The organism is Hyphomicrobium sp. (genome assembly GCF_036833075.1).
GTDB lineage: Bacteria > Pseudomonadota > Alphaproteobacteria > Rhizobiales > Hyphomicrobiaceae > Hyphomicrobium_C.
Genome location: NZ_DAITQL010000047.1, coordinates 1 through 12,696, shown reverse-complemented (window position 1 = coordinate 12,696; position 12,696 = coordinate 1). Strand labels below are relative to the sequence as shown.

The 12,696-nt window shown below is 65.6% G+C and carries 12 protein-coding genes and 1 tRNA gene; 7 read left to right on the top strand and 6 right to left on the bottom strand.

Features of this window, described 5'->3' with window-relative positions; translation table 11 throughout:
* Window positions 1–161: 161 nt before the first annotated feature.
* On the bottom strand, window positions 162–1,124 hold the full coding sequence (locus V7082_RS13865) for a hypothetical protein (protein ID WP_334149487.1): 963 nt from the start codon (window positions 1,122–1,124) through the stop codon (window positions 162–164).
* A 171-nt stretch (window positions 1,125–1,295) separates the two neighbouring features.
* Between V7082_RS13865 and uvrC the strand changes: the two genes are divergently transcribed.
* The 5 genes from uvrC to V7082_RS13840 all read left to right on the top strand — a co-directional run bounded on the left by uvrC (window position 1,296) and on the right by V7082_RS13840 (window position 6,742).
* Complete coding sequence (gene uvrC / locus V7082_RS13860; protein ID WP_334149485.1) at window positions 1,296–3,332, top strand: excinuclease ABC subunit UvrC; 2,037 nt, start codon at window positions 1,296–1,298, stop codon at window positions 3,330–3,332.
* A 424-nt stretch (window positions 3,333–3,756) separates the two neighbouring features.
* A complete protein-coding gene (pgsA, locus tag V7082_RS13855) occupies window positions 3,757–4,347 on the top strand; it encodes a CDP-diacylglycerol--glycerol-3-phosphate 3-phosphatidyltransferase (RefSeq protein ID WP_334149483.1) in 591 nt (196 codons plus the stop codon).
* A 59-nt stretch (window positions 4,348–4,406) separates the two neighbouring features.
* A complete protein-coding gene (gene moaD, locus V7082_RS13850) occupies window positions 4,407–4,658 on the top strand; it encodes a molybdopterin converting factor subunit 1 (protein ID WP_334149520.1) in 252 nt (83 codons plus the stop codon).
* Window positions 4,659–4,674: 16 nt separating this feature from the next.
* Window positions 4,675–5,145 (top strand): molybdenum cofactor biosynthesis protein MoaE, encoded by a 471-nt coding sequence (locus tag V7082_RS13845; RefSeq protein WP_334149481.1) that lies wholly within the window; start codon window positions 4,675–4,677, stop codon window positions 5,143–5,145.
* A gap of 214 nt (window positions 5,146–5,359) precedes the next feature.
* Window positions 5,360–6,742, top strand: coding sequence for an N-acetylmuramoyl-L-alanine amidase (locus tag V7082_RS13840; RefSeq protein ID WP_334149478.1), 1,383 nt, complete (start codon window positions 5,360–5,362; stop codon window positions 6,740–6,742).
* A gap of 710 nt (window positions 6,743–7,452) precedes the next feature.
* Here V7082_RS13840 and V7082_RS13835 read toward each other — a convergent pair.
* Entirely contained in the window at window positions 7,453–8,058 is a 606-nt protein-coding gene (locus tag V7082_RS13835; protein WP_334149477.1) for a hypothetical protein, read from the bottom strand.
* A 215-nt stretch (window positions 8,059–8,273) separates the two neighbouring features.
* On the opposite strand from V7082_RS13835, the gene V7082_RS13830 reads away from it, so the two are divergent.
* Together V7082_RS13830 and V7082_RS13825 are read left to right on the top strand one after the other, a co-directional pair.
* Window positions 8,274–8,366, top strand: a tRNA-Ser gene (locus V7082_RS13830).
* A 172-nt stretch (window positions 8,367–8,538) separates the two neighbouring features.
* The gene (locus tag V7082_RS13825; RefSeq protein WP_334149475.1) at window positions 8,539–9,795 is read left to right on the top strand and encodes a tyrosine-type recombinase/integrase; all 1,257 of its coding nucleotides are present in this window, start codon (window positions 8,539–8,541) and stop codon (window positions 9,793–9,795) included.
* Here V7082_RS13825 and V7082_RS13820 read toward each other — a convergent pair.
* The 4 genes from V7082_RS13820 to trbG are packed head-to-tail and all read right to left on the bottom strand — an operon-like array spanning window position 9,766 to window position 12,656.
* Window positions 9,766–10,002, bottom strand: coding sequence for a helix-turn-helix transcriptional regulator (locus V7082_RS13820; RefSeq protein ID WP_334149473.1), 237 nt, complete (start codon window positions 10,000–10,002; stop codon window positions 9,766–9,768). The two genes, V7082_RS13825 and V7082_RS13820, sit on opposite strands and share 30 nt — an antisense overlap.
* Before the next feature lie 10 nt (window positions 10,003–10,012).
* On the bottom strand, window positions 10,013–10,336 hold the full coding sequence (locus tag V7082_RS13815; RefSeq protein WP_334149471.1) for a DUF736 domain-containing protein: 324 nt from the start codon (window positions 10,334–10,336) through the stop codon (window positions 10,013–10,015).
* Window positions 10,337–10,389: 53 nt separating this feature from the next.
* Window positions 10,390–11,661: a TrbI/VirB10 family protein gene (locus V7082_RS13810; protein ID WP_334149469.1), complete on the bottom strand. Its 1,272-nt coding sequence runs from the start codon at window positions 11,659–11,661 to the stop codon at window positions 10,390–10,392.
* Window positions 11,658–12,656 (bottom strand): P-type conjugative transfer protein TrbG, encoded by a 999-nt coding sequence (gene trbG / locus V7082_RS13805; RefSeq protein WP_334149467.1) that lies wholly within the window; start codon window positions 12,654–12,656, stop codon window positions 11,658–11,660. The genes V7082_RS13810 and trbG overlap by 4 nt, the downstream gene beginning before the upstream one ends.
* Window positions 12,657–12,696: the final 40 nt, after the last annotated feature.

The following is a 12,696-nucleotide window of genomic DNA, read 5'->3' as shown; positions in this document are numbered from 1 at the left end:
AAGCCGTGTCGTCTCATTCACCTCCCCCCGCGTGGACGGGGAGAGGTCGGAAGCGATTGGTCATGGCGGAGCCATGCTCCGCATGGACATCGCTTCGGGATGACGGGGAAGGGATGGTCCGATCCAAGTCGGAAAGAGTCTAGGTCCTGACCTAAGGTCCGCTACGGCGCCGGCGCCAGGTATTTGAGGGCGGCGGACGAGATGGCGCCGCCGACCACGCACGGGATGCCGGCCACCACGACGCCGCCGGCCGCGGCACCGACGCAGCCGAGCGCGAACACCGTCTGTCCCACCTGTCCCCACCAGGCGAAGTCGCGCGACTTCTGCGAGCCCTTGGTCTTGAGCTCCTCGATGGCCGCCACGGCGTCCTTGCGGATCTTCCCGGTCTCGAACGTCTCGGCCGCCTCGATCACCTCGCGCAACGGCTTTCGCACCTGGGCGGGCTGGCTGTTCATCTCCGCCGACAGGATGTCGAGCAGGTCCTTTTCGCGCGAGGCGTTGGTGGCGAGCGTCCACTTGACCATGGAGCCGATGGTCAGCTTCTCGACGTCGTTCTTGTCCTCGGCGAGGGCGAGCGCGCCGACGATGCGCCGGATCGGCTCCCGGTCGCCGGTCGCGTAATAATAGCCCCAGAGCGCGTCGATGACGTAGGCGCCGTCCTCGACGGGGAGCTCGGCCAGCGTCTTGCCGTCGCCGTAGAGGTATTTGCGGATCAGGACCATGCGCGCGGGCATGCGCTCGACGAATTTCTCCAGGAGGCCCTTCCAGTCGGCGAGGCCCGAATAGGCGATGGCGCGGATCAGCACCACCTGGTCCTCGGGCGGCATGGGGAAGATCCGCGCGACCAGCAGCTCGGCGCGGTCGGGGTTGGCGCCGAGCACGCCGGCGACGAAGCCGATGTAGACCCCGGCCGAGTCAAGCTCGCGGAACAGGCCGAGATCGCCCATCGCGCGCACGGCCTCGGGCAACCGGTCCGGATCCGGCGCCTTTCGATAGCCGTTGATCCATTTCAGGATGTGCTCGGACTTGCGGAACTCGGGCGCGGGCGCGCGGCCGGCCTTGGTCTCGGCCAGTGCGGGCGCGAGCGCGAGCAGCGCCAGAAGAAGCACCGTCAGAATGCGCATGGCCGTCACCTGTGGACGCGCCTTCCTCAATCGTTTTGCGTGTTGCCTGCAGGGTATCCCGCCGCCAAGGGCCAGGATGTCCTGGGCGGTTTTGTGGCGAACGGGGCGGGCGCCCCGGACGCCGGACGCTTGACGGGCGCGCGCGGGCCGCCAATGTTTCCGGCCATGCCCATGTCCGACGACAAGGCCGAAGGGCCGCTCGCCCCCGCGACGGCCAGCGAGCCGCCCGAGAGCCGTCCGCCTGCGGGCCGTTCGCCTGCGAGCCGTTCGCCTGCGACTGGGCCCGACGTCATCGCCGGCTATCTCAGGACATTGACCTCGGGCCCCGGCGTCTACCGCATGCTCGATACGGCCGGCGACGTCATCTATGTGGGCAAGGCGCGCAATCTCAAGGCACGCGTGCAGAACTACACGCGCCTCGCGGGGCTTCCGAACCGGACGCTGCGCATGATCCAGGCGACGGCCGCCATGGAGTTCGTCTCGGTGCGCACGGAGGCCGAGGCGCTGCTGCTCGAAGCCAACCTCATCAAGCGCTTCCGCCCGCGCTTCAACGTCACGCTGCGCGACGACAAGTCGTTTCCCTACATCCTGATCCGGCGCGACCAGGGCGCGCCGCAGATCCTCAAGCATCGCGGCGCGCGCACGATCAAGGGCGAGTATTTCGGCCCGTTCGCGTCGGCAGGCGCCGTCAACCGCACCATCAACATGCTGGAGCGGGCGTTCCTCCTGCGCTCGTGCTCGGATGCGGTGTTCGAGAGCCGCACGCGGCCGTGCCTGCTCTATCAGATCAAGCGCTGCTCGGCGCCCTGCACCGGCGAGATCGGGCTTGAGGATTACGGCCGGCTCGTCGAGGAGGCGATCCGCTTCCTCAGGGGCGAGAGCCAGTCGGTCCGGGAGATGTACCAGAGGCTCATGGAGGAGGCGGCCGAGAAGCTCGAGTTCGAGCGCGCCGCAACGCTGCGCAACCGGCTGTGGGCGCTGGCGCACGTCACGGCCGAGCAGGCGATCAACCCGGAAGGGGTCGAGGAGGCCGACGTGTTCGCCGCGTTCCAGGAGGGCGGGCAGACCTGCATCCAGGTGTTTTTCTTCCGCGTCGGGCAGAACTGGGGCAACCGCGCCTACTATCCGAAGGCGGACCGGTCGCTCCCGGCGGAGGAGGTGCTCGACAGCTTCGTCGCGCAGTTCTACGACGACAAGCCGGTGCCGCGGCTGATCCTGCTCTCGCACGACATCGCCAATCGCGCGCTGCTCGGAGAGGCGCTCAGCATCAAGGCGGACCGCAGGATTGAGATCCGCGTGCCGCAACGGGGCGTCAAGCTCGGCGTGGTCGATCACGCGCTCACCAACGCGCGCGAGGCGCTGGGGCGCAAGCTCGCCGAATCCTCCTCGCAGAAGACGCTCCTTGCGCAGCTCGGCGCGCGTTTCGGGCTCGCCCGTCCGCCGCGGCGCGTCGACGTGTTCGACAACAGCCACATCATGGGCACCAATGCCGTCGGGGCGATGATCGTCGCGGGGCCGGAGGGCTTCGCCAAGAGCGCCTACCGCAAGTTCAACATCCGCTCGGCGGCCCTGACGCCGGGCGACGACTACGCGATGATGCGCGAGGTGCTCGAGCGGCGCTTCCGGCGGCTCGCCGAGAGCGAGGCGCAAGCGCCCCGGGACACGCCGGAGGCGCTGTGGGAGCACGTGGCGGCGGAGGAGGAAGTCTCGGTGGATGCCGAGGCGGCGGATGCCATCGGCGACGCCCTGCCGGAGGCTCCCGATCTCGTGCTCGTCGATGGTGGCGCCGGGCAGCTCACGATCGCGCGCGAGGTCCTGGCCGAGCTGGGGCTCGGCCACATCGCGGCGGTCGGGGTCGCCAAGGGACCGGACCGGGACGCGGGACGCGAGCATTTCCACATGCCGGGGCGGCCGTCGTTCATGCTCGAGCCGCGCGATCCGGTGCTCTATTTCGTGCAGCGGCTGCGGGACGAGGCGCATCGCTTCGCCATCGGAACGCATCGCGCCAAGCGCGCCAAGGCGCTCGGCGTCAATCCGCTGGACGAGATCCCGGGCATCGGGCCGACGCGCAAGCGGGCGCTGCTCAAGCATTTCGGAAGCGCCAAGGCGGTGTCGCGGGCGGGCGTGGAGGACCTGCAGGCGGTGAGCGGGATCTCCGCGGAGATGGCGCGCAAGATTTACGACTTCTTCCACGAGCGGCGGGTTTGAGGGCAGGGCGGTGCGTTGCCGTGCTCGAAGCCAATTTCCGCGATGCGTCCGTCGTTCCTGCGCGCGAGATCGCGTCTGGCCTGTGCACTCGCGCGCCAGGACGCGCCCCTCAAACGAAAAGAGCGGAGCAGGAGCTTTGGGCTCCAACTCCGCTCCGCGTGCGCTCGGCTCCCAGATACGCGGCTACATTCCGAGCGCTGCCGACGAGCAGCCGGCGACGCAATACATAGGTCGGCTGCTTGACGCTTCCGCAACGACAACGCGTCGCCGGGAGTTTTCTTCCTCATGCCCCATATTTTGCCTGTGGACAAGTCTGATCCGCGTTTCGGTATGTACCTTTGGGCCGGTGTCCTGCTGCTTCTCCTGAGCCTCGTCCAGGTACCCCATTGACTGCTGTAACCGCCGGTGGTGTTACCTAGAGACCATGGATCCGCCCATCCCGACCCGGCCACATGCGATCAGCCTGCCGAACGTGCTCACGTATGCGCGGATCGCCGCCGTTCCGGCGCTCGTCGCGTGCCTGATGCTGGTCGAGGGCGATGCGGGCCGGTGGGCGGCGTTCTGGCTGTTCGTCGGGGCGGCCATCACGGACTGGCTCGACGGCTATCTGGCCCGCCGCCTCGAGCAGCAGTCGACGCTCGGGCGCATGCTCGACCCGATCGCGGACAAGCTGATCGTCGGCGCGGCGCTGATCATGCTGGTCCACGACAGGACCATCGACGGCGTGTCGATGTGGGCGGCGATCGTCATCCTGTGCCGCGAGATCCTGGTGTCGGGCCTGCGCGAGTTCCTGGCCGAGCTCAAGGTGACCGTGCACGTGACCGCGCTCGCGAAATGGAAGACGGCCGCGCAGATGGTGGCGCTCGCGGTTCTGATCGCGGGCCCGGCGGGCGATCGCATCATCCCCGGGATCACGGCCTTCGGCATCGGGCTTCTCTGGCTGGCCGCGGTGCTTACGCTTTGGACCGGCTATGACTATCTCAAGGCCGGGATCCGCCACGCCATGGAAGGATGAGAGCCGTGCCGCACGCGACGACCAAGGAAAAGGCCCCCGCCGGGGCGGCGGGGCAGAGGCTGACGGTCCGCTATTTCGCGTGGGTGCGCGAGAAGGTGGGCCGAGCGGAGGAGGCCGTGGAGGTGCCGGCCGGCATCGCGACGGTGGGCGATCTCGTGGATTGGCTCGCCGCGCGCGGGCCCGAGTACCAGGAGGCCTTCGCGCGGCCCGGCGTCGTCCGCGCCGCGCTCGATCAGGTGCACGTGAAGCCCGGTGTCTCGCTCGCGGGCGCGCGCGAGATCGCGTTCTTCCCGCCCGTCACCGGCGGGTGAGGCAGGGAGGCGCGCCATGTCCGTGCGGGTTCAGCGCGAGGCGTTCGATGCGGCCGCCGAGGTCGAGGCGCTCGTCGCGGGACGCGTGGACGTGGGCGCTGTCGTGACCTTTACCGGTCTCGTGCGGGGCGAGGCCGGCGGGCGGGCGCTCTCCTCGCTCACGCTCGAGCATTATCCCGAGATGACGGAAGCGGAGCTCAACCGCATCGAGGCCGAGGCGCGGGACCGCTTCGGGCTCGCGGGCTCGCTGGTCGTCCACCGCTACGGGGAGCTCAGGCCCGGTGACCCCATCGTGCTCGTGGTGACGCTCTCTCCGCACCGGCAGGCGGCGTTCGCGGCGGCCGAGTTCCTGATGGACTATCTCAAGTCCCGTGCGCCGTTCTGGAAGAAGGAATCGTTTGCGGACGGGACCGAAGCCTGGGTCGATGCCCGGGAGACGGACGGGGCCGCGCTTGCCCGCTGGGCGGCGCCGGCAACACAAAAGTAACCATCCTCCGTTTCTCAATCCTGTCCGATATCTGATTGATATCGTTCAAATATGCTCTACCATTTGATTCGTCCGCGGCGGGGCGTTAGGGGATCCTTAACCTTTACCGTTCCATAACATTGCCCGATGGCGTCCTGCAAAACGCCATCATTTACGGTTACTTAATTGACCGTCCCGCCAAGGACAGTGTTGCGTAGACGGGGGTCACACAACGATGACGATTGGCCATTTGCAGCGCTTTGCGCTGCAACTTAGCTGTATGCTGTGCGCGCTCGCGCTTCCGTTTGCCGTGACGGCTGCGGAGAGCGACCCTGTGCCAGCCGCAAAATCCACCCCGTCCAAAGGGACGGCGGGGAAAGCCCCGGTCAAGGCGACGGGGTCGATCGGGCGCGCGGCAAAGGTCAAGGCCGCGGCTCCCGCAGTCCCCTCCGCCACGCTCGGCGGTGACGTCACCCACACCCGCTTTCTGATCGGCCTTCCCAAGCGGGTCGAGTTCCGCGTCTTCTCGCTCGCCAACCCCAACCGCGTGATCGTCGACATTTCCGAGACGGCGCTCCAGCTGCCTCCGCAGCCGGAAGAGAACATTGCCGTCGGTCTCGTCAGGTCCTTTCACGCCGGGCGCTCGGGGCCCGGCAAGTCGCGCGTCGTGATCGAGGTCATCCGGCCGGTCGTGGTCGAGGGCGCCACCATCGTCGCGTCGGAGGACGGAAAGGGGCATCGCCTGGCGCTCGACATCATGCCTGTCGCGCACGCGGACAGCGCCGCCAGGAAGCCGCTCAGCACGGCGGGGCTTTCCTCGCTCGGCGCCTTCGACGTGCAGCCACCGCTGCCGACGCCGGCGCTGCGTCCGGATGAGCTTGCCGCCCGGACGTTCAAGCCGATCATCGTCATCGATCCGGGTCATGGGGGCGACGACTCGGGTGCCATGAAGAACGGCGTGGTCGAGAAGAACGTGGTGCTGGCGTTCAGCCTGATGCTCCGCGACAAGCTCGAGAAAACGGGGCGCTACAAGGTGCTCATGACGCGCGACAAGGACGTGTTCGTCCCCCTCGACAAGCGCGTCGATTTCGCCGAAGGGCACAAGGCCAATCTGTTCATCGCGGTTCATGCCGACTATGCGGGCGGCAACTCCAAAGCGCGCGGCGCAACCATCTATTCGCTGCGCGAAAGCGTCGCCAATGGGCTGCAGCGCTCGGCCAAGGGCGAAGTCTCGAGCGCCGTCCTGACGAAGGACGAGGTCGAATCCATGAAGCAGGCGAGCCTCGGGACCGACATCTCGACGGTGAAGAGCATTCTCGCCGATCTCGCCGGGCGCGAAGTGGATGTCACCCAGGAGCGGACGAGCGTCTTCACCCGCTCCGTCATCGAGTACATGGGGACCAGCACGGAAATGCGCGCGAAGCCGGACCAGCAGGCCGCTTTCCGCGTCCTCAAGACGGCGCAGTTCCCTTCGGTTCTGATCGAGCTCGCCTACGTCACCAACAAGAAGGACGCGGCGCTGCTGAGCTCGGATACCTGGCGCGACAAGGTTTCGGATTCGATCATGACGGCGGTCGAGAACTATTTCGGAAACCAGATCGCCCGCCTGCCGATGTAGGCGCCGGCCCGGTCGGCGCGCTCAGCTCTCCAGAAGCTCCGGAAACAACGAAGGCCGGTCTCGTCTGAGACCGGCCTTTGGTCTTGTGGCCGGCTTCCGGGTCGCACGCCCCGCCGGCAAAGCTCATTCAAGTCCGACTTGGAGGATGAGATTTAAGCCGCCAAAGGAGTACGAATTTCCAGTCGAGGTCGTGCCGAAGCTCATGGGCATGAGTGGCGCTCCGTGGTCGGGACGCGTCGATGGACCACTGACGAAGGTGCTTCAGCATAGTGCACTCCATCTTCCTGTTGGTGCCGTGGTCCAGCCCCTAGCGTCAAGGCCGGCGACAGCCGCGACACACCTCTCCCTTCGCCAGGGGCGGCAAAGCGAGACGACGACGGTGCTGACGGGGCTCGGGTGGACACGGCGGTCCTGGACGGACGTTCATGGTGCGATGCGTGCCCCGGGAACGCTCCCTCTGGCAGCTCCGTCCGGGACTGCCACGCGTTCCACCAGGCTCGGCGACCGGCTGATCGGTCATATCGGCTCAGAGTTCTCAAGGACACCTGTCCCAAGGCTCTGACGCATGCACCCAGTCAACAAGTGCACAAAACGGCCAAGGCCGGTGCACCCTGCGAGGCAAAGTCTTCCCCCACGCTCTGGAGGTTAGGCGATTCGCATGACGCGAAGCTGAGGCCCACGCAATAATCGTCGAGCGTTGCCGGCATGACTCAGTGACCCGTGGGCCCAGGCTCGGGATCGGGCGGAGGCGCGTCTTCGTGACCGCCGTTTCCGCCGCAAGAGGTGAACAGGGACGTGAGGCAGTTCCAGGTCTTGGATGCGGCGGCTCCGATCGCGCTGCCGGCATTGCCGATCTGCTCGCCGGCCTTCTCAAGGCCGTCCTTGGAGGACTTCACCGTCTGGTCGGCAAGCTCCTCGACGGTGCGTGGCACCTTCGCGGGTTTGTCCGCCGGGGATGGATGCGGCTCGGCCGCCGGCTGTGTGGTCGGCCTGTCGTGCGGAGCCGCCGGCGGTTCGATCTCTCCGGCGGGCGGAAGGCTTTTGGGCTGCTGGACGATCGTCGTCAGGCCGGGACAGGGGAACGGCGCACCGCGGGATACGGCGCAGGTCCGGTGCTTGCCGAGTCTCGCCATCTCCGAGATGCAGTGAAGGGAAGCGGTCGGATCCTTGCCGGGGCCGTCCGCGGTGCCGTCGACGACGCAGCGGTACATCGCGGGAGGATCTTCGCACGTCACGCAATATTCGAGCGCCGCGGCCGCGTGGGGGAGGGCCAGGGCGAGCCCGGCGCCGGCTGCGATACGTCCGCGGTTCGACATCCCATCCTCCGGTGCGGCGTTCCCGGCGCCTTGCGCGGCGCGCGATCGAAGGGTGCTGCGCGCAATCGTGAAAGCCGATAGGCCCCTTATCATAGGACTTGGAGCAAACCAATGAAGCGGCCGCGAAAAATCGCGCCGATGCCGCCGCGACAGGCTGGACGGGCGACGCTTGCCAACGGAAGGGGCCGCATCTATACGGGTGCTTCGCGCGCTCCGGAGACGTGGCCGAGAGGCTGAAGGCGGCGGTTTGCTAAATCGTTATACCCTCTAAAGGGGTATCAGGGGTTCGAATCCCCTCGTCTCCGCCAACCATACAGTTTCAGGCTATTACGACCTGTCTCTTCCTGTAAGCTAAGCCTCTAGATTCATTGACATTATCTGTCTCATCCGCACAAGCTTGATGACAGCCAAGCTTGAGATTTCCCGGGTAAAAACCGGGTAACGCCCGGCCAAAAACCGGGTAACGGCTGAGGTGCAGAGATGTTGACGGATACAGCAGTCAAGAAGGCGGTTCGCCAGGCCAAGGCCTACAAGCTGACCGACAGCGGTGGCCTCTACGTTCATGTCATGCCGACGGGAAGGAAGTTCTGGCGATGCCGCTACGAGTGGCAAGGTAGGGAGCGGGTCCTAACGTTCGGCGAGTACCCGGCCATGTCGCTGGTGACGGCGAGAGGAAAGCGGGATGAGGCGCGGCTGCTTCTGCGGGAGAAAAAGGATCCAGCAGTCGTCAAGAAGCTGCAGCAGATGGAAGACCTCAAAGAAGCCAACGAAACCTTCGAGGTTCTCGCGCGCGAATGGCACCAATCCCAGAAATCAGGCTGGGTGCCGCATCACGCCTCTGACGTTATCGAGAGCTTGGAGTTCCACGTCTTCCCCTACATCGGGAACATGCCGATTCGGTTGTTGGAGCCCTCGGCAATCTGGGAGGTCTTGCAGAGGATCCAGAAACGACCCGCCGTGGAGACTGCCCATCGTGTGAGACAGCGCATCTCGGCTGTGTATTGCTACGCGATGGCGACCGGGCGGGTAGATCGCGACCCGGCTGCCGCAATGGGAAAGGTACTGTCGCCGGCGAAGAGGCGGCGCTTCCCAGCGATGCGCAAGCTCGAGGACGCGAGGGAGGTGCTGCGAGCTGCCGAGGCCATTGCGGGAAGTGCGACCACGAAGCTGGCGCATCGCTTTCTGGCTCTGACAGTCGTGCGGCCGGGCGTCGTGGCGACCTGTCCTTGGGATGAACTAAAGGATCTCAACGCCGACCATTGGCTCTGGACGGTACCGGCGCAACGCATGAAGCTGCGTTTGCACTACAAGGAAGATGAGGCGCGCGATCATCCGGTGCCCATGTCGCGCCAAGCCCTGGAGGTCATTGAGGCGCTGAAAAAGCTTTCCTCAATGAGCCCCTATGTGTTTCCGAACGATCGGTGGTTCCATCGGCCGATGAGCGAAAACGCGCTCGGGTACCTGCTGAAACGCGCCGGCTTCCAGGGCCGTCACGTCCCGCACGGGTGGCGAGCCACGTTCTCGACGATCATGAACGAGAGGCGTCCTGCGGATACCAAAGCCATCGACATGATGTTGGCGCACGTACCGAAGGACAATGTAGAGGCGGCGTACAACCGCGCTGAGCACTTGGAGCTCCGCAAAGAGATCGCGCAAGAATGGGCTGATCTCCTCTTGGACGGCTTACCGCCAGCAGCAGCACTTCTCTCAAGTCGACGGTTCCGAAACGCGGCGTGATGCGATCCAGAGTTCGACTTCGCTTTTCCACCAGCGGCGAACCTGAGGACCGAGGGCTACGGATTTTGGAAAACCCTCGGTAGCGATCCAGCGGTAGATAGTCGGTCTACTCACGTTCATGAGCTTTTGCAATTCACCGATGGAGAGGAGGCGGTCCTCACGCGCTTTGTCCGGGAGCTGCATACGAATGTTCCAGATGTAGATCAAGTAAACATCTTCACTGCGCTTCCTCCTTTCTATCTCGCCGCCAAAGGAGGCGCGCGACACCGTCGCCGCCGCCTTCCACGAGCGCCCCCCAGATGGGATGCGGCAGTGTCGGATCGTCGATCTTGATGCGCAGGTAGGTCTCCTCGGTCCCGTTGCGCTTGCGCCGCCAGGCGACGCCGATCTCGTTGGTGCCGGTCGTGATGCGGAAGTCAGGACCGCTGTCCCCTTCCTTCCGGTCGTTGGCCATGATCAAGACTTCGGCGTTGATCATGAGCGTGCGGATCGTGCCGGCGTATCCGTCCTTGACGGCTGAGAAGGTTCCTATGATTGGCATGGTGGCTGAGCTCCTGTGCGATATGCGTTTGTCTCGATGGCGGATGGCTCCGATCAGTCGGCAGCGGCGGCGCGGTAGGGTCGGAGGACGATGTCCTTGTGCACGATGACGCGCAGCGGCCAGCCCGGACGCACCGTGATGGTAGGCTGGACGTTGAGATTCCGCTCGATGAGCCGCTGCCCGGCGCGGTTCGTGGTCGTCTGCGTCGAAAGCTGCAGCGCGCGGACGAGATCGCTGTCGGATGAACCGAAGGCGAGTTCGCTTCCGACACCGAGCGCGGTGGCCAGTGCAACGCCCTTGAGGAGCTGCCAGGTGTGGAGATCGACCTCATCAGCAAGGCCCGCGTAGCCGCCGGTGTCGGTGGCTGGCAGGTTCTCGATCACCACCGAGCTGCCGTTGGGAAGGATGATGCGCTGCCAGATGACGAGCGCGCGATCCTGGCCGAAGGCGACGACATTGTCGTACTTGCCGAACAGCCTCGAACCCTGGGGGATCAGCAGAAAGCGGCCTGAGACGGTGTCGTAGATGTTCTCCGTCACCTGCGCGATGACAAAGCCGGGAAGATCGGAGTTGAGCCCGGTGACGAGGCTCGCGGCGATGACGGTTCCAGCCATCAACTGGTAAGGCGACGCGGGCGTCTGCAGGCCATGTGGATTGTGGATGTCCTTCTCAGGCTCGGACTTGAGGAACGCGAGCTTGCGCGTCGCCTCAGTCGTGTCGATGCCTGTGTATTCGAGGTCGCCCGTCGCGAGCGCCTGCGCGCGTTCTGTGGCACGAAGCACGGAGAGCGTAGCCAGGTTGTTGCCATCGAAAGTGGCCGTGCCGGAGCGCGGCGCGGTTTCGGATTGTGCGGTGCTCGATCCGCTGCCTTGGGGCGGCTGCTTGAGCTGCAGGCGGAAGAACACCTGTGATTCTCGCGCCTGACCTGCCATCCGAGCCATGCGTGCCTTCTCGATGCTCTCGGCGTCATCGAATGGCAGGCCGGCTTCGGGCAGAATGAGCTTTGGCACCGTCGGCGGCGTGCTCGATGGTGTGGCGGCGGGGATCGCTTGCACGCCTTCGTATGTGGCAGGCAGCTTGTTGAGCCCATCGGTGATCGGCTTGTTATCGACGTTTATCAGCTCCTGCCGTTCCGCGACCTTGAAACTTGGCGGCTTCAGGGCAACGAGCACGATCCCCGAGAGCAGCATAAGGAACACCGCCGCGCCGCCAATCAGCACCTTTCGATTGATGCGCGTCACCGGCTGGGGACGCGCGCGCAATTCTAGCGTCTCTGGCGCGGCCCTCTTCTCTTCCGGATTTGGGGTCTGGTCGGTCTCGCTCATGAGCGCGTCTCCCGCCAGACGGCGTCCGTGCGGACAATGCGAACAACCCGTTGCGGCTCCGTGCCAAGCCTCAGCTCTGCGGCGGCGAACAGCCTGTCGACGATGTAGGTGGTGCCACGGACACGGTAGTTGACCAGGGCCGACTTGCCGTCGGGACCGATGATGAACAGCGGCGGGGCTTCGCTCTTGGTGATGCCTGACGGGAACTGGATATAGACCTTGTTGCCGTCGTCGAAGACCTGCCGCGGCTTCCACGGCGCATCGCCCTCGAGGCGATAGCGGAAGCGCAACTCGTCGATGTTGACGCCGCCCTCGGCGATCGCGGCCACCGCGAAGGCCGCTTCCTCGCTTTGCTTGCGCAGGGAGACGAGCTCGGCGGCGGGATAGGTCCACGACACCGAGGCCATGTATGTCGCCTCGGAAGAGCGCATCTCGAGGTGGTAGGTGCGCCGATCCGTGGTGATGACGAGGTTGGTCTCGAGGTCGGCACTCACTGGCTTCACCAGGATGTGGACCTGGGCATTCGTGCCCTCGCCGCTGCTCGTGTCGCCGACCACCCATCGAACCGTGTCACCGGCCGAGACCGAGACCAGCTTCTCGCCGGCCTCGAGCGCAATGTCCGTCACCTGGTTGACGGCGGCATAGAGCTGATAGAGCGCACCCTTTGTATAGGGGTAGACCTGGATGGCGTTGATATAGCCGTCCTTGACCGGCTCCAGGCGTGCGGCTGCGTTGGCGCCGGTGACGCGATCCGCTGGCGACCGCGCGTCCTTCTTCTTGCCGGCGTCCTTACCGATTGGCTTGAGCTGGCCGGGAAGGGGCAGCGGTGTCGGGACCTCGACGTAGCGGACGGGCAGCTTGGGGTCCGGCTCGCGATGAGCTGCCATTGCGGGCGTGTCGAAGATCGGGATCTCGGGCACCTTGATGTTGGTGGCGCAGGCGCCAAGCGCGCTCGATGTCATGAGAAGGGCGACGAGGGGGCGGTGGGTACTCATTTGGACTCTCCGGTGGTGACGTCCTGCGACCAGTTGAAGG

Excerpts from the sequence above, each read along its gene's own strand:
- V7082_RS13865 (WP_334149487.1), bottom strand. The coding sequence starts at position 1,124 with ATGCGCATTCTGACGGTGCTTCTTCTGGCGCTGCTCGCGCTCGCGCCC.
- V7082_RS13815 (WP_334149471.1), bottom strand. The coding sequence starts at position 10,336 with ATGCCAATCATAGGAACCTTCTCAGCCGTCAAGGACGGATACGCCGGC.
- trbG (WP_334149467.1), bottom strand. The coding sequence starts at position 12,656 with ATGAGTACCCACCGCCCCCTCGTCGCCCTTCTCATGACATCGAGCGCG.
- V7082_RS13835 (WP_334149477.1), bottom strand. The coding sequence starts at position 8,058 with ATGTCGAACCGCGGACGTATCGCAGCCGGCGCCGGGCTCGCCCTGGCC.
- uvrC (WP_334149485.1), top strand. The coding sequence starts at position 1,296 with ATGTCCGACGACAAGGCCGAAGGGCCGCTCGCCCCCGCGACGGCCAGC.
- pgsA (WP_334149483.1), top strand. The coding sequence starts at position 3,757 with ATGGATCCGCCCATCCCGACCCGGCCACATGCGATCAGCCTGCCGAAC.
- V7082_RS13845 (WP_334149481.1), top strand. The coding sequence starts at position 4,675 with ATGTCCGTGCGGGTTCAGCGCGAGGCGTTCGATGCGGCCGCCGAGGTC.
- V7082_RS13825 (WP_334149475.1), top strand. The coding sequence starts at position 8,539 with ATGTTGACGGATACAGCAGTCAAGAAGGCGGTTCGCCAGGCCAAGGCC.
- V7082_RS13840 (WP_334149478.1), top strand. The coding sequence starts at position 5,360 with ATGACGATTGGCCATTTGCAGCGCTTTGCGCTGCAACTTAGCTGTATG.
- V7082_RS13810 (WP_334149469.1), bottom strand. The coding sequence starts at position 11,661 with ATGAGCGAGACCGACCAGACCCCAAATCCGGAAGAGAAGAGGGCCGCG.